Annotated in this window: 23 protein-coding genes; 13 read left to right on the forward strand and 10 right to left on the reverse strand. The window is 69.2% G+C overall.

Going from position 1 to position 22,712, the window contains the following annotated elements; all coding sequences use genetic code 11:
* Positions 1 to 2 precede the first annotated feature (2 nt).
* Both SALPAC4_RS0121960 and SALPAC4_RS0121965 read left to right on the forward strand, forming a co-directional pair.
* A complete protein-coding gene (locus SALPAC4_RS0121960) occupies positions 3 to 548 on the forward strand; it encodes a helix-turn-helix domain-containing protein (RefSeq protein WP_188116856.1) in 546 nt (181 codons plus the stop codon).
* A gap of 148 nt (positions 549 to 696) precedes the next feature.
* The gene (locus tag SALPAC4_RS0121965; protein ID WP_019872189.1) at positions 697 to 1,335 is read left to right on the forward strand and encodes an MIP/aquaporin family protein; all 639 of its coding nucleotides are present in this window, start codon (positions 697 to 699) and stop codon (positions 1,333 to 1,335) included.
* A gap of 46 nt (positions 1,336 to 1,381) precedes the next feature.
* Here the strand turns inward: SALPAC4_RS0121965 and SALPAC4_RS0121970 are convergent, their stop codons facing one another.
* The 3 genes from SALPAC4_RS0121970 to SALPAC4_RS0121980 form a co-directional block, all read right to left on the reverse strand.
* Positions 1,382 to 2,374: a tyrosine-type recombinase/integrase gene (locus SALPAC4_RS0121970; RefSeq protein ID WP_027644977.1), complete on the reverse strand. Its 993-nt coding sequence runs from the start codon at positions 2,372 to 2,374 to the stop codon at positions 1,382 to 1,384.
* A 316-nt stretch (positions 2,375 to 2,690) separates the two neighbouring features.
* Positions 2,691 to 3,434 carry a cation transporter gene (locus SALPAC4_RS0121975; protein ID WP_019872191.1) on the reverse strand — a complete coding sequence of 248 codons (744 nt, stop codon included), beginning with the start codon at positions 3,432 to 3,434 and terminating at the stop codon, positions 2,691 to 2,693.
* Positions 3,434 to 3,769: an ArsR/SmtB family transcription factor gene (locus SALPAC4_RS0121980; protein ID WP_019872192.1), complete on the reverse strand. Its 336-nt coding sequence runs from the start codon at positions 3,767 to 3,769 to the stop codon at positions 3,434 to 3,436. Before SALPAC4_RS0121980 ends, SALPAC4_RS0121975 begins: the two co-directional genes overlap by 1 nt.
* A gap of 347 nt (positions 3,770 to 4,116) precedes the next feature.
* Between SALPAC4_RS0121980 and SALPAC4_RS0121990 the strand changes: the two genes are divergently transcribed.
* Entirely contained in the window at positions 4,117 to 4,761 is a 645-nt protein-coding gene (locus tag SALPAC4_RS0121990; RefSeq protein WP_019872193.1) for a DsbA family protein, read from the forward strand.
* A complete protein-coding gene (locus SALPAC4_RS0121995) occupies positions 4,758 to 5,390 on the forward strand; it encodes a vitamin K epoxide reductase family protein (RefSeq protein ID WP_019872194.1) in 633 nt (210 codons plus the stop codon). Before SALPAC4_RS0121990 ends, SALPAC4_RS0121995 begins: the two co-directional genes overlap by 4 nt.
* Positions 5,391 to 5,627: 237 nt before the next feature.
* Here SALPAC4_RS0121995 and SALPAC4_RS0122000 read toward each other — a convergent pair whose 3' ends face one another.
* From SALPAC4_RS0122000 to SALPAC4_RS0122010, 3 genes are all read right to left on the reverse strand, one after another.
* Positions 5,628 to 6,122, reverse strand: a complete 495-nt coding sequence (locus SALPAC4_RS0122000; protein ID WP_019872195.1) for a DinB family protein — start codon at positions 6,120 to 6,122, stop codon at positions 5,628 to 5,630.
* A gap of 351 nt (positions 6,123 to 6,473) precedes the next feature.
* Positions 6,474 to 8,867: an ATP-binding cassette domain-containing protein gene (locus tag SALPAC4_RS0122005; RefSeq protein WP_019872196.1), complete on the reverse strand. Its 2,394-nt coding sequence runs from the start codon at positions 8,865 to 8,867 to the stop codon at positions 6,474 to 6,476.
* Positions 8,868 to 8,946: 79 nt separating this feature from the next.
* A complete protein-coding gene (locus SALPAC4_RS0122010; protein WP_019872197.1) occupies positions 8,947 to 9,675 on the reverse strand; it encodes an SDR family NAD(P)-dependent oxidoreductase in 729 nt (242 codons plus the stop codon).
* A 131-nt stretch (positions 9,676 to 9,806) separates the two neighbouring features.
* Between SALPAC4_RS0122010 and SALPAC4_RS0122015 the strand changes: the two genes are divergently transcribed.
* Complete coding sequence (locus SALPAC4_RS0122015) at positions 9,807 to 10,508, forward strand: hypothetical protein (RefSeq protein ID WP_019872198.1); 702 nt, start codon at positions 9,807 to 9,809, stop codon at positions 10,506 to 10,508.
* Positions 10,509 to 10,581: 73 nt separating this feature from the next.
* Here SALPAC4_RS0122015 and cydB read toward each other — a convergent pair whose 3' ends face one another.
* Both cydB and SALPAC4_RS0122025 read right to left on the reverse strand, forming a co-directional pair.
* Positions 10,582 to 11,580 (reverse strand): cytochrome d ubiquinol oxidase subunit II, encoded by a 999-nt coding sequence (cydB, locus tag SALPAC4_RS0122020; protein WP_019872199.1) that lies wholly within the window; start codon positions 11,578 to 11,580, stop codon positions 10,582 to 10,584.
* Positions 11,581 to 11,596: 16 nt separating this feature from the next.
* Entirely contained in the window at positions 11,597 to 13,009 is a 1,413-nt protein-coding gene (locus SALPAC4_RS0122025; protein WP_019872200.1) for a cytochrome ubiquinol oxidase subunit I, read from the reverse strand.
* A gap of 165 nt (positions 13,010 to 13,174) precedes the next feature.
* Between SALPAC4_RS0122025 and SALPAC4_RS0122030 the strand changes: the two genes are divergently transcribed.
* The 4 genes from SALPAC4_RS0122030 (at position 13,175) to SALPAC4_RS0122045 (ending at position 16,943) form a co-directional block, all read left to right on the forward strand.
* Entirely contained in the window at positions 13,175 to 13,942 is a 768-nt protein-coding gene (locus SALPAC4_RS0122030) for a lysophospholipid acyltransferase family protein (RefSeq protein WP_019872201.1), read from the forward strand.
* 62 nt (positions 13,943 to 14,004) lie between these two features.
* Positions 14,005 to 14,775: a glycerophosphodiester phosphodiesterase gene (locus SALPAC4_RS0122035; protein ID WP_019872202.1), complete on the forward strand. Its 771-nt coding sequence runs from the start codon at positions 14,005 to 14,007 to the stop codon at positions 14,773 to 14,775.
* 20 nt (positions 14,776 to 14,795) lie between these two features.
* A complete protein-coding gene (locus tag SALPAC4_RS0122040; RefSeq protein ID WP_018732189.1) occupies positions 14,796 to 16,190 on the forward strand; it encodes an MFS transporter in 1,395 nt (464 codons plus the stop codon).
* Positions 16,191 to 16,244: 54 nt separating this feature from the next.
* On the forward strand, positions 16,245 to 16,943 hold the full coding sequence (locus SALPAC4_RS0122045) for a thymidine kinase (RefSeq protein WP_027644978.1): 699 nt from the start codon (positions 16,245 to 16,247) through the stop codon (positions 16,941 to 16,943).
* A gap of 32 nt (positions 16,944 to 16,975) precedes the next feature.
* Here SALPAC4_RS0122045 and SALPAC4_RS0122050 read toward each other — a convergent pair whose 3' ends face one another.
* On the reverse strand, positions 16,976 to 17,434 hold the full coding sequence (locus SALPAC4_RS0122050; RefSeq protein ID WP_019872204.1) for an Rv0361 family membrane protein: 459 nt from the start codon (positions 17,432 to 17,434) through the stop codon (positions 16,976 to 16,978).
* Between the two features lie 82 nt (positions 17,435 to 17,516).
* Between SALPAC4_RS0122050 and SALPAC4_RS0122055 the strand changes: the two genes are divergently transcribed.
* The 4 genes from SALPAC4_RS0122055 (at position 17,517) to SALPAC4_RS0122070 (ending at position 21,693) form a co-directional block, all read left to right on the forward strand.
* Positions 17,517 to 18,521, forward strand: a complete 1,005-nt coding sequence (locus tag SALPAC4_RS0122055) for a Gfo/Idh/MocA family oxidoreductase (protein ID WP_018734601.1) — start codon at positions 17,517 to 17,519, stop codon at positions 18,519 to 18,521.
* A 90-nt stretch (positions 18,522 to 18,611) separates the two neighbouring features.
* A complete protein-coding gene (locus tag SALPAC4_RS0122060; protein WP_019872205.1) occupies positions 18,612 to 19,778 on the forward strand; it encodes a 3-dehydroquinate synthase family protein in 1,167 nt (388 codons plus the stop codon).
* Positions 19,775 to 20,686: a sugar phosphate isomerase/epimerase family protein gene (locus tag SALPAC4_RS0122065; RefSeq protein WP_019872206.1), complete on the forward strand. Its 912-nt coding sequence runs from the start codon at positions 19,775 to 19,777 to the stop codon at positions 20,684 to 20,686. Before SALPAC4_RS0122060 ends, SALPAC4_RS0122065 begins: the two co-directional genes overlap by 4 nt.
* 74 nt (positions 20,687 to 20,760) lie before the next feature.
* Positions 20,761 to 21,693 carry an LLM class F420-dependent oxidoreductase gene (locus SALPAC4_RS0122070; protein WP_027644979.1) on the forward strand — a complete coding sequence of 311 codons (933 nt, stop codon included), beginning with the start codon at positions 20,761 to 20,763 and terminating at the stop codon, positions 21,691 to 21,693.
* A 12-nt stretch (positions 21,694 to 21,705) separates the two neighbouring features.
* Here SALPAC4_RS0122070 and SALPAC4_RS0122075 read toward each other — a convergent pair whose 3' ends face one another.
* Positions 21,706 to 22,704: a tyrosine-type recombinase/integrase gene (locus SALPAC4_RS0122075; protein ID WP_019872208.1), complete on the reverse strand. Its 999-nt coding sequence runs from the start codon at positions 22,702 to 22,704 to the stop codon at positions 21,706 to 21,708.
* Positions 22,705 to 22,712: the final 8 nt, after the last annotated feature.

A 22,712-nucleotide genomic window follows, 5' to 3' on the forward strand; every position in this document is an offset into this window, starting at 1 on the left:
GCATGGATTTGGCGCGTACGGTCGGCTCGAATGTGCACCGACTGCGAAACACCGCAGGCATGTCCCTGGCCGACCTGGCCGCAGCCGGCGACCTCAGCAAGACCACCCTGCACAGCATCGAGCAGGGGCACGGCAACCCAACCCTCAGCACCCTGTGGGCCCTGGCCGCGGCGCTGAGGGTGTCGCTCGGCGAACTACTCGAGACGCCCACCCCCAAGACCGACGTCGTACGCGCCGACGATCCCCAACCACGCGTCAGCGGGGACGCCGTCAGCGCCCGCCTACTCCACCGCATCCAACTGCGCGGCACCGTGGAGGTCTACGACATCGACGTGACCCAGAGCGTCCAGCACTCGCCCGCCCACCTGCCCGGCGTGCAGGAGTGCATCATCCTCACCCACGGAAGCGTCACCACCGGCCCCACCGACGCCCCCGCCACCCTGGCCGAACACGACTCCATCCGCTTCGACGCCAATCATCCGCACCAATACCAGGGCCACGATCGGCACAACCGGGCGGTTTTGCTCATGTTGCACCCCGAAACCTGAACCCTCCGGGTGGCGCGACCGTCCGCCAGCGCTCCAGCATGACGCCCCCAACACCCAACGATATCTCTCAATCATGTCACTACTTCGTAAGATTTGCATTAATCAATGCGAGTAGTGTCGGCGAGAGGGATCAACAAGGGAGGCGGCAATGCGTCGGTACGCGACCGAACTCATCGGAACATACTTCCTGCTCCTGACGATCGGCCTGGCCGTCACCACGATGAACGCCCTGGCGCCAGTGGCAATAGGCGGAATACTCATGGTCATGATCTACGCCGGAGGACACATATCCGGGGCCCACTTCAACCCCGCCGTAACACTGGCCGTTCTCATCCGCGGCCGCATCAAAGGAGCCGACGCCGGGGGATACATCCTGGCCCAACTCCTCGGCGGCCTAGCCGGCGCGATGACCAGCCAACTCATCCTCGACAACGCAAAGCCGACAGCGCTGTCACCGACCGGGCGCGAGATCTGGATGGCACTGGCGGTAGAAGCCCTCTTCACCTTCGCCCTCGCCTACGTGGTACTCAACGTAGCCACCAGCCGCAGCCACCCGGACAATTCCTTCTACGGCCTGGCAATCGGGAGCACCGTCCTGGTCGGAGTAATCACAGTCGGTGGAATCTCCGGCGCGGCATTCAACCCGGCAGTCGCCTTCGGTGGCGCCGCCATCGGCCTCTTCGCCTGGTCCGCAATCTGGATCCACCTCCTCGCCCAAGCCATCGGAGCGACGCTCGCCGCGACGGCCTTCCTCGCCCTCAGTGAGCAAGACCGCGAACCCGCCTGACCCCGGCGGCGGCTGGCCCTGGCAGCGCTCGGGGCCAGCCGCCGCCTCACGTCGACAGCAAATCCGCCAGCACCCGATGGGTGCGATTCGAGCGCACCGCCGCCCGCTGTTGACCCGCCGTCACCTCGATGTATGCCTGCGTTGACGCCAGTGACACATGCCCCAGTAGCCGCATGATCTCCGCCGCGCTCGCACCGTCCTCCGCCAGCCGTGTCGCGAACGTGTGCCGCAGCGCGTGCAGCCGCGCCCCCGCCGGCACCCGGTCACCAATCCCGGCCCGCCGAAAGCAGGAGTCCACCAGATACTGCAGCCCACCCCGACGCAGCGGCCCGCCCCGCCGATCCAACAACAACGGCGCGTCGGGGCGCACACTGCGGGCACCAAACCGCCGGCGACAACTGTCCAGGTAGTCCGCCAACACCTGGTCCAACTCCGGCTCCACCGGCACCACCCGCGGTCGCCCACCCTTACCGGCCACATCAAGCCGCCGCTCGCCGACCCGCCCGGCCAGGGACGCCACCCGAAGCGCCAACATCTCGGCCAGCCGCAACCCACCGCACAACGCCAGCGCCAGCACCGCCACGTCCCGCTGCGGCCAGGGGTCTCGCTGCCGGCCGTCAACCCGGGCCACGGCGGTCAACAGCTGCTCCGGGGTATCCGCTCCACGCAGTGGCTTGGGCCGGGGTAGGGGCGCCTTCGGACGCCCGACCGCTGGCATCGGGTTGCCGGCCACGATCCCGTCCGCCACCAGGAACACGAAAAAGCTGTTCCAGGTGGACCAGGCGCGATGCACCGACGCGGCGGAGCGGGCAGCGGCAAAGTGGGCAAACGCCGACCGCAGCGTGCGGGAGTGGAGCGCCGCCAACGGCAGGGCATCCAGGGGGAGGGGAGGGGCGAGCGCCTCGGCGGCGATGCTCGCCACGGTGCGCAGGTCCCGCCGGTACGCCGCCACCGTGTGCGGGGAAGGTTTGCGGGTGGCGCGATCAGTCAGGAACTCCTCGATCAGCTGCACCACCGGTTCACCCGACCTATCCTGCATAAGGAACATTATGCATGAAACTCACGTTTTGGACAGAGGGTTGGTGGGTTTCCCTGACAGAAGGGGGGTAGAAGCGTGATAGCCCGACTGGGCTCACTCGCCAGCAGGGTGCGACGACAGTGCCGGCGCAGCTGGGCACCGGAAACCGCTCAACCAGCGGTTCGGTGTGCGGCGGCCGCCCGTGCCGCCAGACCGGTTGCGGCTCCACCATCAGCACGATCCGGCGGGCCACCACCTGGGCTCATATCCGGCACGGACTCTGACCCGAACGCCAGCGCCTGCCCGGCCAGGTAGATGGTCAGAGCGGCTGCAGCCATCACTGCGCCCCGGGCTTGGTTGCGCCGCAGCAGCCGTCGCCGCAGCCACCGGCGGTCGCATCACCAGTGGTAGCGACGGCCGGGGTTGCGTGCAGGGCGGCGTTGGGCGCGCAGCAGGTGTCGCCCTTCCACGCCTCGCGGCCTTCCTTAACGGCGACGGCGGCGATAATCAGGGCGGCGATCGGATCGGCCCAGGACCAGCCGAACAGGCTGTTGACCGCCAGGCCGACGAGTAGGACCGCAGACAGGTAGGTGCACAGCAGGGTCTGCTTGGAGTCGGCCACCGCCGTGCGGGAACCGAGTTCGCGGCCGGCCCGGCGCTGCGCGTACGACAGCACCGGCATCACCAGTAGCGACATCGCGGCCAGCACCAGGCCGACGCTGGAGTGCTCAGCCTCTGCGCCACCGAGCAGCGCGCGCACCGATTCCATGGTGATGTACGCGGCGAGGACGAAGAATGATACGGCGATGATGCGCAGCGCCGTCTTCTCCCGCGCTTCGGGGTCGCGGCCGGCGAACTGCCACGCCACCGCGGCCGCGGAGGCCACCTCGATGATCGAGTCCAGGCCGAAGCCGATCAGCGCCGTCGACGAGGCGAGGGTGCCGGCGGTGATCGCCACGACCGCCTCGATCACGTTGTAGGTGATCGTCGCGGCGACGAACAGCCGCACCCGGCGGGCGAGCACCGTCTGCCGCGCTGGCGTCGGTCCGGCCGGGGTGAGCTGGATCAGGGGCAGGCTCATCAGCAGCAGCCCTTCGCGTCAGAGTCTGGGCACGCGGCCGGGTCCACGGCCAGGACCAGGCCGAGCAGGTCGCCCAGGGCGTGCGCCAGCCGCGGGTCGGCCAACTCGTAGCGGATGCGTCGGCCCTCCGGCGCGGCGACCACCAGGCCGCAGCCGCGCAGGCAGGTGAGATGGTTGGACAGGTTCTGCCGGGTCGTGCCCAGCAGTTCGGCCAGCTCCGCGGGATATCCGGGCCCGTCGCGTAGCGCCAGCAGTAGCCGCGCCCGGATCGGATCCGACAGCGCGTGGCCGAAGCGAGCCAGCACTTGCCCGTACGTCAACGTCTCCACACCCACAACAGTACATCTGATGCTGTACTAACGGCAGTGGGATGCGTGCGGCCTCACAGGGAACCCCCAGCAGCCGCTCAGCCACTGAATAAAGCCGCCGCTGTATCCTCGCCGGGGTTGTGGAAGGGGCGCCCGAGCGGACGGGCCCGCCGGATGAAGGGACGCTGATGGGGACGAACAACGCTCGTAAGCGCACGGCCAAGGGGCCCTCGAGCGCCGGCGGCGCCCGGCCCGGTCGTCCAGGAACGGGTGTGCCTCACGGCGGCACGGGGTCCGCCCGCGCGGCGGGAGCGGCCCCGTCCAAGGCTGCCCAGTCGGCGGCCAAGGCAACGCGGAAGATCCGCAAGACGGGCATGAGCACGAACCTCAAGGTGACCCTCGGCGTGCTGGCCGTCGCGCTCGCCGTGCTGGCCGGCGTGGTGCTGGTCAACCGCGGCGGCGACAGTACGCCGGTGGCCGTGGCCGAGGCGGTCGTGCGCCCCGACAGCCACCGGCTGTCCACCGCGGTGGACAGCAAGACCACCGTGGTGGAGTTCCTCGACTTCGAGTGCGAGTCCTGCCTGGCCGCTTACCCGAGCGTGGAGAAGCTACGCGCCGAGTACGGCGACCGGATCACCTACGTGGTGCGGTACTTCCCGATCGCCAGTCACCCGAACTCCTACAACGCCGCGCACGCCGCCGAGGCCGCCGCCCGGCAGGGCAAGTTCGAGGCGATGTACAAGAAGCTGTTCGACACCGCCACGGTGTGGGGTCACCAGCAACAGTCGCAGGCCGCCGTGTTCGAGGGCTACGCCCAGGAGCTGGGCCTGGACATGACCCGGTTCAAGGCCGACGTGGCCAGCACTCAGGTCGCCGACCGGGTCAAGGCTGACGCCGCCGACGGCGAAACCCTCGGCGTGCAGGGCACCCCGACGTTCTTCATCAACGGCGAGAAGTTCACCGGCCGCCCCGACTACGCCGGTCTCAAGGCCGCCGTTGACGCCTCGCTGAACTCGTGACCGCGACCCTCGCCGACACCGCCGCCAAGCATCCGGCCGGTGACCCGCCCACCCTGGGCTACCGGGTGATCGGTTGGACGCTTACCGTCGGCGGGCTGATCGGCGCCCTCGCCGCGTTCGTCCTGACCGTCGAGAAGATCGCCCTGCTCAGTGACCCTGGCTACACGCCGACCTGCTCGATCAACCCGATCCTGTCCTGCGGCTCCATCATGACCACCGGCCAGGCCGAGGTGTTCGGATTCCCGAACCCGCTCATCGGCCTGGCCACCTTCCCCGTCGTCGCCGCTACCGGCGCCGCCCTGATCGCCGGCGCCCGGCTGCCCCGCTGGTGGTGGCTCACCCTGCAGGCCGGCGCCGTGTTCGGCGTCGGGTTCGTGCACTGGCTGTCCTTTCAGAGCCTCTACCGCATCGGCGCGCTCTGCCCGTACTGCATGGTCGTCTGGGTCGTCATGATTGTGCTGTTCACCTACACCACCCTGCACAACCTTGACCGCGGCCACCTGCCCGCGCCGCGACGGCTCACGAACACGCTGCTGCAGGTGCACAGCGCCATCCCCACCGTCTGGCTGCTGATCCTCACCGCGCTGATTGGTGTGCGGTTCTGGGATTACTGGCGCACCCTGCTCTGACCCCCCCGCCCAGGGCGGAGCCTCAGCCCCGGCGGGGGATCAGGTGGCATGCCACCTGATCCGGCACGGGGGTTTCGGTCGTCGGAGGGGAGCCAGCAACCGCTTACTTGACATAATGTGCATTATCGAATCTTGGCGGATGGGTCGAGGTAGCCGAGAAGCCTCATCACGGGGTGGGCCTCGGGGCTAGCTGTTCCGGCTGACCAGTGGTTGTGGCAGCTGGTGGCCGTCACAGGATCAACGGCCGGTGACGCCGTCGATGAGTTCGCGAAGGATGTCGGCGTGTCCGGCGTGCCGGGAGGTTTCGCTGGTCATGTGAGCCAGTACCCAGCGAAGCGTACGGGGCTCCTCGTTCACGGACTGGGCCGTGCGGACGTCGAGGTCACCAGCCGCGCGGATGTGCACGTCGCTGTCGGCCATCGCGGCGCGGTAGTCGGCAATGACCTGTTCGGCAGGCTGATCCTCGGCGACCAGCATGTCCATGTTGGCGTCGGCGTACTGGGGGTCACCGGCCACTGTGTATCCGAACCAGTACCGCTCGGCGCCGGTCAGGTGCTGGACCAGCCCGAGCATTGTCGTATCGGACGCCACCAGGCGGCGTCGCAACTTCTCCTCGTCCAGCCCTTCCAGCTTTTTCAGGACGCAGGACCGGCTGAAGGACAGAAACGCCAGTGCCGTATCCGTCTCGTTGTCGTCGTTGAACGGCACGGGTTCGCGCTGTGACTCGAGCATGGGCACGACCCTACGGTCACCCGCGCCGGCAAGCACTCCCACACCAGCCGCTGAGCGTCTCCCCGAACACTGAGGTCACCCGGGCCAACGGAGACATCCCTGGGATCGAGTTCAGGGATTCATCCAGTGCGGGCACGACGCCGCCACCCCGATCGACAAGAACCAGGGGCAGTCGCGGTAGCCCCCTCCACCTCCAGGTCGACAACGTACTTTCTCACCGCGCCATGATCGCCTACTCCCCCAAAATGACCAACTCGAATTCCTCGTGCCGCCATACGACGGCTACCAGTTGGCCGGGTGCGGCGTCCCCATCAGCACCGGACGAACTGACGCCCGGGCGCCGGCGGGTGCTCAGGGGCTGACGTAGGCGGCGAGATGCTCGCCGGTGCGGGTGCTCCGGCTGGTGACCAGGTCGGCCGGCGTACCGTTGAAGACGATCTGGCCGCCGTCGTGGCCGGCTCCGGGTCCGAGGTCGATGATCCAGTCGGCGTGGGCCATCACCGCCTGGTGGTGCTCGATGACGATGACCGACCGGCCGGCGTCAACCAGCCGGTCGAGCAGGCCGAGGAGTTGTTCGACGTCGGCGAGGTGCAGACCGGAGGTCGGCTCGTCCAGGATGTAGATATCGCCCTTGTCGCCCATCTGGGTGGCGAGTTTCAGTCGCTGTCGTTCGCCACCGGAGAGGGTGGTGAGTGGTTGGCCGAGGCTGAGATAGCCCAGCCCGACATCGGCGAGTCGATCGAGTATTCGGTGGGCGGCCGGGGTGCGCGCCTCGCCCGCGCCGAAGAACTCTCGGGCCTCGGTGACCGGCATCGCGAGCACTTCGGCGATGTTCCGGCCGCCGAGTGAGTATGCCAGTACGGAGGTCTGGAAGCGTTTGCCCTGGCACTCCTCACAGGTGGACTCGACGGAGGCCATGACGCCCAGTTCGGTGTAGATGCTGCCGGCACCGTTGCAGCTGGGGCAGGCGCCTTCGGAGTTGGCGCTGAACAGGGCCGGTTTGACGCCGTTGGCCTTAGCGAACGCCTTCCGGATCGGGTCGAGTAGGCCGGTGTAGGTGGCTGGGTTGCTGCGTCGGGAGCCGCGGATGGCGCTCTGGTCGATCATGATGACGCCGTCGCGGCCGGCGACGGATCCGTGGATCAGGGAGCTCTTGCCGGAGCCGGCGACTCCGGTGAGGACGCAGAGCACGCCGAGTGGGAGGTCAACGTCGACGTTGCGGAGGTTGTGCGTGGTCGCGCCCCGGATTGGCAGGGTGCCGGTGGGTGTGCGTACCGATGGTTTGAGGGCGGCACGGTCGTCCAGGTGCCGGCCGGTGATGGTGGCGCTGTGGCGTAGGCCGTCCAGGGTGCCTTCGAAGCAGATGGTGCCGCCGGTGGTGCCGGCACCGGGGCCGAGGTCGACGATGTGGTCGGCGATGGCGATGGTTTCTGGTTTGTGTTCGACGACGAGGACGGTGTTGCCCTTGTCTCGTAGGCGTAGTAGCAGGTCGTTCATGCGGCGGATGTCGTGCGGGTGCAGGCCGATGGTGGGTTCGTCGAAGACGTAGGTGACGTCGGTGAGTGCGGAGCCGAGGTGGCGGATCATCTTGGTGCGTTGGGCCTCTCCCCCGGACAGGGTTCCGGTGGGTCGGTCGAGGGAGAGGTAGCCGAGGCCGATCTCGGTGAAGGAGTCGAGGAGGTGGCGTATTCCGGTCAGGAGTGGGGCCACGGTCGGTTCGTCGAGCTCTCGTAGCCAGCTGGCCAGGTCGCTGATCTGCATGCGACACAGGTCGGCGATGTTCCTACCGTTGATCTTGGAGGAGCGGGCTTCGATGCCCAGTCGGGTGCCGTCGCACTCGGGGCAGGTGGTGAAGGTGACGGCGCGCTGTACGAAGGCGCGTAGGTGTGGTTGGAGCGTGTCGACGTCCTTGGCGAGCATGGATTTCTGGATGCTCGGGATCAGGCCGGTGTAGGTCAGGTTGATGCCGTCGATCTTGATTTTGGTGGGTTCTCGGTGGAGGAGGTCGTGTAGCTCCTGCTGGGTGTACTTGCCGATGGGCTTGTCGGGGTCGAAGAAGCCGCAGGCGCGCAGGATGCGGCCGTACCAGCCTTCCATGCTGTAGCCGGGGATGGTCAGCGCGCCTTCGTTGAGGGTGCGGGTGTCGTCGTAGAGCGCGGCCAGGTTGAAGTCGGTGACCGCACCCCTGCCCTCGCAGCGGGGGCACATGCCGCCGACGCGGGTGAAGGCGACCTTTTCGGTTTTTGTGCGGGCTGCGCCGCGCTCGAGGGTGACCGCGCCGCTGGCGGTCACCGAGGGCACGTTGAAGGAGTACGCGTTGGGTGGGCCCAGGTGTGGTTGGCCGAGCCGGCTGAACAGGATGCGCAGCATGGCGTTGGCGTCGGTGGCGGTGCCGACGGTGGAGCGTGGGTTGGCGCCCATGCGTTCTTGGTCGACGATGATGGTGGTGGTCAGGCCTTCGAGGAGGTCGACCTCGGGTCGGGACAGCGATGGCATGAATCCCTGCACGAAGGCGCTGTAGGTTTCGTTGATCATCCGCTGAGACTCGGCGGCGATGGTGGCGAAGACCAGGGAGCTTTTGCCGGAGCCGGAGACGCCGGTGAAGACCGTGAGCCGGCGTTTGGGTATGTCGACGCTGATGTCTTTGAGGTTGTTCTCGCGGGCGCCGTGTACGCGGATCAGGTCGTGGCTGTCGGCGACGTGTGGCCCGGCGGGCTGGTGTGCCGGGCTGGTGGCCGTGCTCATCGGGTCTCCTGGGTCGGGTGTGTGTGCTGGCTGGGCCTGGGTGCTGGCTTCGGTTGCTGACGGTTGGGTTGGTGGCGGGTCAGAGGCCGCCGGCGACGCGGAGGATGGTGCCGGTGGTGTAGCTGGCTTCGGGTCCGAGGAGCCAGGCGATGGCGGCGGCGACCTCGTCGGGTTCGCCGGCGCGTCCGAGTGGGATGCGGGCGGCGGCCTGGTCGGCTCGGTCGGGCTGGCCGGATTGGATGTGGATGTCGGTGCGGATGATGCCGGGGGCGACGGCGTTGACGCGGATGCCGCGGGGGGCGAGTTCTTTGGCCAGGCCGAGGGTGAGGGTGTCGGTGCCGGCTTTGACGGCGGCGTAGTGGACGTATTCGCCGGGTGAGCCGAGGGTGGCGGCGGCGGAGGAGATGTTGACGATGGAGCCACCGGCGGGCATCCGGCGGGCGGCCTGCTGGGCGGCGAGGATGTAGCCGATGAGGTTGACGTCGACGACGTGGCGTAGGTCGGTGGGGTCGAGGTCGACGAAGGGGCCGATGGGGCTGGTGACGCCGGCGTTGTTGACCAGGCCGGTGAGGTCGCCGAGGTCGGCGGCGGCGGTGAACAGGGTGGCGAGTTGGTCGGGGTCGCGGGTGTCGGCGGGGACGGCGATGGCGGTGGTTCCGGTGGCGCGTAGCTCGGCGAGGACGGCGTTGGCGGCGGTGTGGTCGCGTTGGTAGGAGAAGGCGATGTGGTGGCCGGCGTGGGCGAGGCGGCGGGCGGTGGCGGCGCCGATTCCGCGGCTACCACCGGTGATGACGGTGACGGGGTTCAAGGGGGCCTCTCCTGGTGTGGGCGGGTGTGTGGCGAGGCTACCTCGGGGGTGTGATGGGGTGGCGCACCTTGGTGGGGCGGCGGCTGGTATCAAGTACTGCTGTCGGACAGGTGTACGGAAGAGGGGGTGTGATGTCGGGGCAGGGTTTGTCCACCGAGGAGGTGGCGGGAATCCGGGAGGCGGTTGCCGCGGGCCGGAAGCCGAAGGTGGTGTTTACCGCGTCGGCGGGGCAGATTGCGGGGCAGGTCGGTCAGGTCGTGGCGTTGACCGACCCGGCGGTTTCTGACGAGTTCGTGGTGGTGCGGTTCGGGCGGGACGAGTTGCCCTTCTCCCCCGTTGATGTGGCGGTGGCGCCGCGGGGGGCGGGGCGGAAGGTGCCGTCGGCGGAGCGGCCGGCTGGGGAGCCGGCGGCGGAGCCTGTGGTGGTGCCGGAGCCGGAGTTCGTGTTGGACACGCCGCCGCCGGCACGGACGGTCGGGGAGGATGCCTCGGCGCGGGCGGCGGAGTCGGCGAAGCCGGCGCGGCGGGCGGTGAAGCCGGCGAAGGCAGCGAAGGCGAAGGGGCCGGCGGGGCTGACGGTGACGTTGGCGTATGCCGAGGGTGAGTGGACGGTGGCGGCGCAGCAGGGGGCGAAGGTGCTCGCCAAGCCGTATGTGGTGAAGCCGGCGGAGGCCCTGCGGATGGTCGGGCTGGTGGATGTGTCGGGGGTGCAGGAGGCGGTGGAGCAGATCCTCGCCGCGGAGCGGGCCGAGGCGGAGCAGCAGGCGGAGAAGCTGCGTTCGGAGTTGGCGGAGGTGGAGGCGCGGCTGGCGGAGCTGCGGGAGGCGGGCTGAGCGCCACAACGACGGTCGCCCGCCTCCCGAAACCCGGGGAGGCGGGCGACCGTCGTTGTGGTAGGGCGTGGGGTCAGTGTTGCGGGATGTGGGCCACGCCGATGCGCTTGCGGAAGACCCAGTAGGTCCAGCCCTGGTAGGCCAGCACGATCGGGGTGAAGATCACCGCCACCCAGGTCATGATTTTCAGGGTGTAGGGGGTGGAGGCGGCGTTGGTGGCGGTCAGGGTGCCGGCGGCGTCCAGGGTGGATGGCAGCACGTTCGGGAACAGGGCGGTGAACAGGGTCGCCACGGCCAGGCCGATCGCGGCGGCGGTGCCGATGAAGGCCCATCCTTCCCGGCGGGCGTAGGCGGCGGCGAGGCCGCCGAGCAGGGCTACGGCGGCGGCGACGGCGAGGGCGATGGCGGCTGTGTTGGCGCGGATGGTCAGGCTCCAGGTGAGGAACGCGACGGCGAGTACGGCGGTGGCGACGCCGACGCGGACGGCGAGGGCGGCGGCCCGGTCCCGGATGTCGCCGACGGTTTTGAGGGCGATGAACACGGCGCCGTGGGTGAGGAACAGGGCGCCGGTGGTGAGGCCGCCGAGGAGTGCGTAGGGGTTGAGGAGGTTGAAGAAGCCGCCGGCGTATTCGTGGTCGGCGGTGAGGGGTACGCCGCGCAGGATGTTGGCGAACGCGACTCCCCAGAGGATTGCGGGGAGTAGGGATCCGAAGAAGATGGCGTGGTCCCAGCGGCGCTTCCAGGATGCTTCGGGGCGCTTGTTGCGGTATTCGAAGGCGACGCCGCGGGCGATCAGGGCGAGCAGGATGAGCAGTAGTGGTAGGTAGAAGCCGGAGAAGAGGGTGGCGTACCACTCGGGGAAGGCGGCGAACATGGCGCCGCCGGCGGTGAGTAGCCAGACCTCGTTGCCGTCCCAGACCGGGCCGATGGTGTTGATCAGGACGCGGCGTTCGCGGTCGTCGCGGCCGAGGACCGGTAGGAGCATGCCGACGCCGAAGTCGAAGCCCTCGAGGATGAAGTAGCCGGTGAACAGCACGGCGACGAGGAGAAACCAGATGGTGGTGAGTTCCATGTGGGGGCTCCGCAGCTCAGTAGGCGAAGGCGAGCGGGCGCTCGGCGTCGTCGGTGTCGTCGGGGTCGGGGGCGGGGGTCAGGTCGGGTACGCCGGCCTTGGCGTAGCGGATGAGGAGTTTGCATTCGATGACGGCGAGGGCGGCGTAGATGAGGGTGAAGGCGGTGAACGAGGTGAGGACTTCGGCCATCGACACGCTGCGGGAGACGCCGTCGCGGGTGAGCATTTCGCCGAAGACGATCCAGGGCTGGCGGCCCATCTCGGTGAAGATCCAGCCGAAGGAGTTCGCGGCGAGTGGTAGCAGGGGCATGACCAGGCCGGCGCGGAGTAGCCAGCGGCTGGTGGGGGTGCGGCCCTTGCGTTGGCTCCAGAGCACCAGGAGGGCGATCGCGGCGGCGGCCAGCCCGAAGCCGATCATGAGGCGGAAGCTCCAGTAGGTGATCGGGATGATCGGGGTGTAGCTGCCGGCGCCGTACTGGGCGGTGTACTGGGCTTGGAGGTCGTTGATGCCGCTGACGGTGCCGTTGGGGTCACCGGTGCTCAGGTAGGACAGCAGGTAGGGGATCTTCAGGGCGAAGAGTTCGCGGCTGCCGTCGAGGCTGCCGACGGTGAGTACGGAGAAGGAGGCGGGGCTCTCGGTGTCGTAGAGGCCTTCGGCGGCCGCCATCTTCATGGGCTGCACCTGGGTCATGATCTTGCCTTGGATGTCGCCGGTGATCATGACGGCGGTGGCGGAGATCAGGGTGACCCAGGATCCGAACTTGGCGGCGAACCGGTAGGCCGGGGTGTCCGTGGAGTCTGGCCTGCGGATCAGGTGCCACAGGGCGACGGCGACGAGGAGGGAGCCGGCGACGAGGAAGGCACCGGCGATGGTGTGCGGGAAGGTGATCAGGGCGACCTTGTTGGTCAGGACGGCGACGAAGTCGGTCAGTTCGGCGCGGCCGGTGTCGGGGTTGATCTGGTAGCCGACGGGGTTCTGCATGAAGGAGTTGGCGGCGAGGATGAAGTAGGCCGACAGGTTGGTGCCGATGGCGGCGGCCCAGATGGTGGCCAGGTGTAGGCGTTTGGGTAGCCGGTCCCAGCCGAAGATCCAGAGGCCGATGAAGGTGGATTCGAGGAAGAAGGCGACCAGGGCTTCGATGGCCAGGGGGGCGCCGAAGATGTCGCCGACGAAGCGGGAGTAGTCGCTCCAGTTCATGCCGAACTGGAATTCCTGCACGATGCCGGTGACCACACCCATCGCGAAGTTGATCAGGAAGAGTTTCCCGTAGAACTTGGTGAGTTTGAGGTATTTCTCGTCGCCGGTTCGGTGCCACAGCGTTTGCAGGATGGCGACCAGGATGGACAAACCGATGGTTAGCGGCACGAACAGGAAGTGGTAGACGGTGGTGACACCGAACTGCCAACGGGCGACGTCTAACGCGTCCACCTGTGACCCCCAGATCTACAGACTTACTACGAAGCGTAGTAGATACTACAGTCGGTCGTAGAAGAATTCTCAGGGGCGGGGGGCCCGAGGTCCCGGGACCAATGGCCTCGATCATGGGGGTCAACAGCCCCGCGGGGTGTGCGCCCGTGCGATCATGAAGCGCTGATGGAGACTGGGCACCCCGAATGGCGAGCGCCGCTGATCTGGCGCACCGCACAACCGTTCGCCCGCGTCGTGGTCGGCGCCCTGGCCCGGCTGGAGGTGGCCGACGAGATTCCGGAGCGTCTGCGCCCCGGCCCCCTGCTGCTGGCCGCCAACCACATCAGCCCGTTCGACCCGATCGTGCTCGCCGCCGCCTGCCACTCGGTGCGGATCGCGCCGCGGATCATGGCCACCGGCGGGCTGTTCCGCGCCCCGCTGGTGGGTGCCGCCATGCGGCACGCCGGGCACATCCGGGTCGACCGGGGTGCCAGCACCGTGGCCGGGGCGATGACGGTGGCCGCCGACGCCCTGGCCGGCGGCGCGGCCATCCTGGTCTATCCGGAAGGCCGGATCGGTCTGGATCCGGGGCTCTGGCCCGAGCGGGGCAAGACCGGCGTCGCCCGGCTCGCCCTGAGCTGCGGGGTGCCCGTGATCCCGGTCGCACAGTGGGGCGCCCACGAGGTACTCCCCTACCGGGCCCCGAAAGGGCTGGTGGGCGCGCTCGCCCGCACCGTCACCCACCGGCGGGTGGTCCGGGTACGCTTCGGCGCCCCGGTCGACCTCACCGACCTGGCGCCCGGCGCGCCCGGCGTGGCCCGCCGCGCCACCGACCGGATCACTGACGCGATCACCGACACCCTGGCGCCGCTTCGGCCCGACGAACCCGACCGGCCCCGCCACGTCGACCCTGGGCGGCCGGTCGACACCAGCCGCTCCCACCGTCGCCGCTGACACCCGCCGCTTTCGGGCTGGCCCACTACCTGACGATCGCTTTGGCCGGCATACTTCTCGGCGTGCTGACCGGCCCCTGCCCCTACCTCGACACGCCAGCGCCACTGGCATTCGCCCACCGTGGTGGCGCTGCCGAGGGCGACGAGAACACCGCTGCGGCGTTTGCCCGGGCCGTCGGCCTTGGCTACCGGTACGTCGAGACCGATGTGCACGCCACCGCCGACGGCGTCGCGGTGGTCTGCCACGACCCCACGCTGCACCGGGTGACCGGCTCCCCCGGGCGAATCGCCGAGCTGCGGTGGGCCGACCTGGCGACGGTGCGCGTCGGCGGGGCGTCCCTCGTGCCCCGCCTGGATGAGGTGCTGCACGCCTGGCCGCAGGTGCGGTTCAACGTAGACGTCAAGGCCGGCTCCGGCGTCGAGCCGGCGGTGGCCGCCGTCGAGCGCGCCGGCGCCGGTGATCGGGTGCTGTTGGCCTCCTTCAGCGACGCGCGGCTGGCCCGGATGCGGGCACTGACGCAGGGCCGGATCGCCACCAGCCTGGGCATGCGCGGGGTGGCGCGACTGCGGGTGGCGTCGTTGACCGGCCGGCGGATGCGGCTGCCGGAGTCGGTGGTCGCCGCGCAGGTGCCGGTCCGGTACGGGCGGCTGCGGGTCACCGACCGCCGGTTTCTGGCCTACTGTCACCGCCTCGGCCTGCAGGTGCATGTCTGGACCATCGACGAACCCGCCGAGATGCACGAGTTACTGGACCTCGGGGTGGATGGCATCATGACCGATCACGTGGGCGTGCTGCGCGACGTCTACCGCAGCCGCGGCCACTGGGCCGCCTGATTTCAAGGGTAGATCCGGACATGTCGGCCACCGCCGCCCCCATCGTTGACGACACTCCCCCCAGCCCGCGCAGCAGCCGCCGGGAACGCACCGGTTGGTACTTCTACGACTGGGCGAACTCGGCGTTCCAGACCACCGTCATCACCGTGTTCCTCGGTCCGTTCCTCACCAGTGTGGCGGAGCAGGCGGCCGGCTGTGAGCTCGGTGCGGACAGCTGCATCGGGTACGTGTACCCGCTGGGGATCAAGGTCGCCGTCGGGTCGTACTACCCGTATCTGATCTCGCTGTCGGTGCTGCTCACCGTCTTCGTGTTGCCGGTTGTCGGCGCGGTCGCCGACCGGACGCGGCACAAGAAGCGGCTACTCGCCGCCGCGGCCTACGTCGGTGCCGGTGCGACAGTCGCGATGGCCTTCGTCACCGGGGAGCGGTACCTGCTCGGCGGGGCGCTGTTCCTGGTCGCCAACATCGCCTTCGGCGCCGCGATCGTGGTCTACAACTCCTTCCTGCCGCAGCTGGGTGGCCCGGACGACCGGGACGGTATCTCGAGCCGGGGATGGGCGCTGGGGTACCTCGGCGGGGGGCTGCTGCTCGCGCTCAACCTGGCCGTGGTCACCGCGTTCACCGAGGAGGGCAACCCGCAGCGCACTCTGGACCTGGCCCGCTGGTCGATCGTGTCGGCGGGCGTGTGGTGGGCCGCGTTCACTCTGGTGCCGCTGCGCTGGCTCCGCGAGCATCCCACCGCCGCGGCGCTGACCGGCGGCGGCAACGTGCTCACCGACGGTTTCCGGCAGCTCGGGCGCACCCTGCGGCAGCTGCGGGCGTATCCGTTGACGCTGTTCTTCCTGCTGGCGTTCCTGGTCTACAACGACGGCATCGCGACGGTCATTACCCTGTCCTCCCAGTACGGCACCGAAGAGCTACGGCTGACGCAGAGCACCCTGATCATCACCATTTTGTTGGTGCAGTTCCTGGCCTTCGGCGGCGCGCTGCTGCTCGGCGCGCTCGCCCGGCGGATCGGCGCGTGGAAGACCGTCTTGTTGAGCCTGGTGCTGTGGATCGCGGTGGTGATCGCCGCGTTCCGGCTGCCCGCCGAGGCGCCGCTGCCGTTCATGGCGCTCGGCGCAGCCATCGGGCTGGTGCTCGGTGGTAGTCAGGCGTTGAGCCGGTCGTTGTTCAGCCAGCTCATCCCCGCCGGCAAGGAGGGTGAGTACTACGGCTTCTACGAGATCAGCGACCGGGGTACCAGCTGGCTTGGACCGCTCGCCTTCGGGCTGGTGTTTCAGCTGACCAACTCCTACCGGGTGGGCCTGGTCTCGCTGCTGATCTTCTTCGTGGTCGGGTTTGTGCTGCTGCTGGCGGTGCCGATGCGTCGGGCGATCACGGCCGCGGGGAACCGCCCGCCGCGCGTGCTGTGAGGCCACCGATTGCTGCCGCCGCCGCGGCGGGTTGATGGGCTAGGCTGCCGGACCGTGACCGACCACACCCCCGCCGATTCGCCCTGCCCGGCCCCCGCGTCCGGACCGCCCGTGCCCGCCGGCGGACACGGGCGTCCGCTGCACGCCGCGGCGCTGCGGTTCTACTGGGGTCCGATGGACTGCGGCAAGTCCACCATGGCGTTGCAGATGAACTACAACCACGCCCGGCAGGGGCGGCGGGGCCTGGTTACCACCCGCATCGACCGATCGATGGGCCCGCGGGTGACCACCCGCGTCGGGTTGGCGCACGAGGCGGTTGAGGTCACTGCCGAGTTGGACCTGCGCGCGCTGGTTCGCAGCCGGCGGGCCGAGGGGGGCCGGGTCGACTACCTGATCTGCGACGAGGCCAGTTTCTACCAGGTCGAGCAGGTCGAGCAGCTGGCCGAGTTGGTTGACGACGACGACGTGGACGTCTATGCGTTCGGTCTGGCGACCGACTTTCGGTCCCGGATGTTCCCGGCCGCGCAGCGGCTGTTCGAGTTGGCGGACTCGGTGGCCCGGATCCAGGTGGAGGTGCTCTGCTGGTGCGGGCGGGAGGGGCTGCTCAACGCCCGCGTGGTCAACGGGCGGGTGGCGCGGGAGGGCGCGCAGGTGGTTGTCGGCGACACGGCCGAGACCGCACAGGTGCGTTACCAGGTGCTCTGCCGGCGCCACCACCGCGCCGGCGATCTGGGGCCGGGCACGTCCGGCTGACCGGCTGATCGGCTCATCCTCGGGGCGGTGGATTAGTACGGGTCGCCGCAGACCCGCCAGCCGCCGTCCTCGGTGATGACGGACAGGTCCCGCTGTTCGGTGGTGCCGCTGTCGCGAGTCAACCGTACGGTGACGGTGCCCTGCGGCCGGCCGCGGCGGCTGGTGACCGCGACGTCAAGAATCTCGTAGTCCTGTACGGTCGGCGGGGTTCGTACCCAGCTACTGAAGCCGATCCTGCTCCACCGGCTGCGGGAGTCGGCGCAGAGCTTGTCGTAGGCGCCGTCGGTGTCGCCGGTGGTGAGCTGCCGCAGGAAGCCGTCGGCGGTGTGTCGTACCGGCCCGGCGGCGCGCGTCACCGCCTGCAGGTTCCATGCGGCCAGCCCGGCGACACCCACACAGCAGAACAGGGCCACGGCGCCCGCGACGACCAGGCCGGACCGGAGCGGCCGTCGCGGCTGCGACGGCCGAATCCACGGCGGCTCGGCGTTCACACCCTGCGACGGTAGCGACCTGCCGCCGGGCGATGGTGCGGAATACCGCGACGCACAGCGGAAGTATTTCCATAATTACGGTATGCGTATCGCCGTTATCGGGGTGGGTCGGATGGGCGCCATCCACGCCGCCAACCTTCGCCGCCACGCCGATGTCACCTCGTTGGTGGTCGCCGACTCGGACCGGCGGCGTGCCCAGGAGGTGGCGCACCGCCTCGATGCCAGCGCGGCGGACTCGGTCGACGAGGTGTTCACCTCCTCAACGGAGGCGGTCGTCATCGCCGCCAACACCGCCGCGCACGCCGAGTTGATCCGGCAGGCGGCACGGGCGGGTCTGCCGATGTTCTGCGAGAAGCCCGTCGCAGCGGACCTGTCCGAGTCGATACAGACCGTGCACGAGGTGCAGGCCGAGGGCGTGACTTTACAGATCGGCCTCATGCGCCGGTTCGACGCGGGCTTTCAGGCCGGCCGGGAGCTGGTACGTTCCGGGCGACTCGGCCGATTGCACACTATTCGTTCTGTTGGCGCAGAGCCCGATCCCCCACCGGCCACCTACCTGTCGGCCTCCGGCGGGATCTTCTGGGACGCGCTGATCCACGACTTCGACCTGCTGCGGTGGATCACCGGCCGGGAGGTCGCCGAGGTGTACGCGTGTGGCTCGGACGCTGGGCCGCAGATCTTCGCCGAGCTGGGGGAACTCGACACCGCGATGGCGCTGCTGACGATGGACGACGGTACGCTCGCCGCCACCACCGCGGCCCGGTGCAACGGGGCCGGCTACGACGTGCGCATGGAGGTGTGCGGGGATGCGGACACCATCGCTATCGGGCTCGACCGGCACACCCCGCTGACCTCCGTCGAGCCGGAGGCCACGTTCCCGTCGGCGGATCCCGTACAAAGTTTCCTGGAGCGCTTCGCCCCGGCTTTCGAGGCAGAGATCGACACCTTTCTCCAGGTCGCCCGTGGGGATCTGGAGAACCCGTGTGACGGGCGGGAGGCGGTGGAGGCACTTCGGGTCGCGGAGGCGTGCTGGCGGTCGCAGCGGGAGCGGCGACCGGTCCGGATGACGGAGATCACCGGTTTCTGAGCCGGTCGTGGTCCGCGTGACCTGCTGGCCCGGTGTGCCGAGGTCCGGGCGGCGGTGGCATGGTTTCCAGCCCGGCGGGAACCAGGGTTCATGCCCCGATCCTGGAAGTGGGAGGCGCAGGTTTCCCGGCCGGTCGAGTGGAGCACCGCGCTCTACGACGGGTTGCTGGAGTTCACGCCCCGCGGCGACCCGGAGCTCTTCGGCGATCTGAACCACTCCCGGCGACGCTTCGTGGCCGTTGACGAGAGTGCGTGGGGGTTGTACCAGAAGGAGATCACCTCGCTGCTGGACCGCTACCGGCTCGAGTGGAACAACCCACCCAGCCTGCTGCCGGGCGGTGAGGACGCCAAGACTCGCGACAGCGCGAACCGGATCTCCGACGAGATGAACGCCTTCGGCGTCGCCCGATTCGGCGAACCGCCGATCGCTATCGGTGGCGGCGTGCTGCACGACGTGTTCGGCCTGGTGGCCGGCGAATACCGGCGGGGCGTGTCGTGGGACTTCATCGGCACGACGCTCGTGTCCGCCATCGATTCGATGTTCGCCCTGAAGTGCGGCGTAAGCGAGGGATGGAAGAACCGGGCCGGTCTCTACCATCCCGCGCGGTCGTCAATGACCGATGCCCGATTCTTCCAGACGTTGCCGCAGCACCAGATCAGGGACGGCTTCGCGGAGATCATCAAGATCGCTGTCGCCGGAGACTGCGCCCTGTTTCGGCTACTCGAGGAGCATGGACCGCGGGTCGCCGAAGAGCGCTTCCGAAGCGCCGACGGCCCTTCCGAGGAGATCCTCAGCCGGTCGATCTCGTGGATGATGCGGGAGCTGAAACGCAACCCGTTCGAGCGCGAGACAGCCCGGGCCAGCTACCTCGGACACAACATCTCGCCCGGGCTTGAGCCCACCGTGACGCACGGCCACGCGGTGGCGTTGGACATCGCCTGGACCAGCATGATCGCCTGGCGGCGGGGGCTGATCGGGCGCTTTGCCCGCGACCGGATCCTGCGCCTGATCCGCTCGTTCGGCCTGGACGTGTGGCATCCCGCGATGGCCGAGACGGACCGGCTGGTGGCCGCCCTGTCCGACGCCGTCCGACACCGTGGTGGTCAGCAGCTCATCCCGACACCGGATCGCGTGGGTCGGGTGACCTACCTGGGGGATGTCACGACCGACGAACTGCGGCGCGCTGTGGAGGACCAGCACCAGTGGGAATCCGGCGACCTGCGGTCAGACACCGCGAAGGACGGTGGTCGGCGATGAGTCCGTCGGACGGTCTGGGCAACCGGATCCAGGTTGGTTCGTCCCCGGACTCCTGGGGGGTGTGGTATGCGAACGATCCACGGCAGGTTCCCTGGCCACGCTTCCTGGACGAGGTAGCCCGGGCCGGTTTCGAGTGGATCGAACTCGGCCCGTACGGGTATCTGCCGACCGACCCGGCCCGGCTCGCCGGCGAAACCGCTCTCCGGGGCCTGCGGGTCGCCGCGGCGACGCTCTCGACGTCCCTGCACCGGGGCCACAGCGGCTGGCAGGAGACCTGGCCCCGGGTGGCGATGACCGCGGCGCTCGTGCGGGCGGTGGGCGGGTCCTGCATCGTGATCATGCCGGGCTACTGGCGCGACCCGTGGACCGGCGAGCCGACCGAGGAAGCACAGCTCACGGCGGCGCAGTGGCGGGACCTCACCGTGTTGACCAACCGGCTCGCCCGGCAGGTCCGCGACTCCTTCGGGTTACGCGTCATGCTCCACCCGCACGCCTACACCCACATCGACAACGAACCGGCGGTCACGCGCTTCCTCGACGCGACGGACCCGGAACTGGTCTCCCTCTGCCTGGACGTCGGTCACTACGCCTACTGCGGCGAAGACAGTGTGCGGCTGCTCGACACCTGTGGCGAGCGCGTCGGCCACCTGCACCTCAAGCAGGTCGACCCCGCGGTGCTCGCCGACGTTGTCGCCAAGGACGAGCCGTTCGGTACCGCGGTGGCCCGGGGGGTGTGGTGCGAGCCGCCGAACGGGCTCCCCGCGCTGGAACCGGTGCTGGCCGCCGCGCGACGACTCGACACCGACATGTTCGCCATCGTCGAGCAGGACCTCTATCCCTGCCCCGCCGACAAACCGTTCCCGATCGCGGAACGGACCCGTCGGCTCCTGCGTACCTATGGAATGTGACCCAGCAGCCGGGGCCGGACCTGAGGTTGGTGATTGCGCCGAAAGTGGGACCGGTCCGCGGGAAAACTGGGCGCATGCAGTGCCATGTGTTCACCAACCCGCAGCAGGGGGCGAGCTACGACGAGGTCGCCGCTACCGCCAGAGCGGTGGAGGAGCTCGGGCTTGACGGCTTCTTCCGCTCGGATCACTTCCTGGCGATGGCCGGCGCCGCGGGACTGCCCGGCCCCACGGACACCTGGGTAACCCTGGGTGCGTTGGCCCGGGAAACCCGACGCATCCGACTCGGGTCGTTGATGACCTCGGCGACGTTCCGGCAGCCGGGATTGTTGGCGGTCACGGTCGCCCAGGTTGACCAGATGAGCAACGGGCGGGTCGACTTCGGGTTCGGCACCGGGTGGCACGAGCCGGAACACCGCGCCTACGGTGTCCCCTACCCCGCCCTCGGCGAACGGTTCGACCGTTTCGAGGAACAACTGGACATCGTCACCGGCCTGTGGGACACCCCGCCAGGCGAGCTGTTCACCCATCATGGGCGGCACTACCGGTTGGCCGACGCGCCGGGGTTACCGAAACCGGCCCAGCAGCGTCCTCCGATCATCATCGGCGGTACCGGACCGACGCGGACACCCCGCCTGGCGGCCCGCTACGCCGACGAGTTCAACTATGCCTTCCCAACCCTGACGGAGATCGCGGAGCAGGGCGCGCGGGTGGACGCGGCCTGCGAGAAGGCCAGTCGGGTGCCGTCGAGCCTTCGCCGCTCCGCTGTGGTCCTGCTCGTCTGCGGCCGGGACTCCGCCGAGGTGGCCCGGCGGGCGGAACCCGTCGGTGGGCTCTTCACCCGGCAGATGATGGAGCACGGGCTGGTCGGCTCCCCGACGCAGGTGGTCAACCGAATCGGAGAGCTGGCCGAGGCGGGCATCAGCCGGCTCTATCTGCAGACGCCACACCAGTTCGATGTTGATCACCTAGCGTACTTCAGCCACCACGTCCTGCCGCAGCTGGACTGACCGGGCCGGCGGTCAGCCGCGGCGCCGGGACCGGGCCGCCCAGATCGCGTACGCCGGGTCCCGGTCGAGGTTGTGCCGGTCCCGGTCATAGCGACGGGTCGTACGCGGGTCGGCGTGCCCCATCGCGTCCTGCACGTCTTCCAACGGCACGCCCTCAGCGCGGGCGGTGGTGGCGAAGGAGTGCCGCAGCGAGTGCGGTGACAGCCGCGCCCAACCCGGGATCCCGGCTTCCCGGGCCAGCCGGCGGACCAGCCGGAACACGGAGTGCCGGTCCAGCCGGGCTCCGGTCGAGGTGACCAGCAGCGCACCGGTCAAGAGGTGCACCGGCACACCCGCGGCGCTGGCGCGCAGCGCCAGGTATGCGTGCACCGCCGCCGAGGCGTTCGGGGTGAGGGCCCGCCGCCGGGCCCGGCCACCCTTACCCGTGAAGCGGACACTCTGGTGGCCGCGTTCGGTGCCCAGGTCGCCGACGTCCAACGACACCAGTTCACCAACTCGCAGCCCGAGGTCGACCAGCAGCGCCACGGCTGCCCGGTTGCGGGCAGCGGTCGGGCCGGTGGCGCGGTCGGCGACGGTGAGCAGCGCGTTGACCTCCTCCGGGGTGAGCCCGATGGTCGCCGAGTGGTCGCGGTCAACGTGCGGGCGATCCGCGCCGGTCACCGGATTGGTCTCGACCGCCCGCAGCTTGACCAGAAAGTCGTACCAGCTGGACAGGGCGGAGAGCCTACGGGCAACCGTGGCGGGCGTCAGCGGCTTGCCGCTGCGGGCGTTCGGCGTCGACTCCAACCACCGGGCGTAGGCGTTGACGTGCAGGAATGTGGCCCGCAGCGGGTCGGCGTCGGCGTCGGCGCACCAGCTGAGCCAGCTCGTGACATCCCGCCGGTAGGCGTGTCGGGTGTGTTCGCTGAGCCGGCGGTTGGCCAGCCACGCCTCGGTGAAGTCAGCCGCGCCGACGGGCAGCACCGGCGTTGGTGTCGAGCGGCGCCGCGCCGGCACCTCGAAAGAGAGCATGCGCGAAA

It is taken from the genome of Salinispora oceanensis (assembly GCF_000383575.1).
Taxonomy (GTDB): domain Bacteria; phylum Actinomycetota; class Actinomycetes; order Mycobacteriales; family Micromonosporaceae; genus Micromonospora; species Micromonospora oceanensis.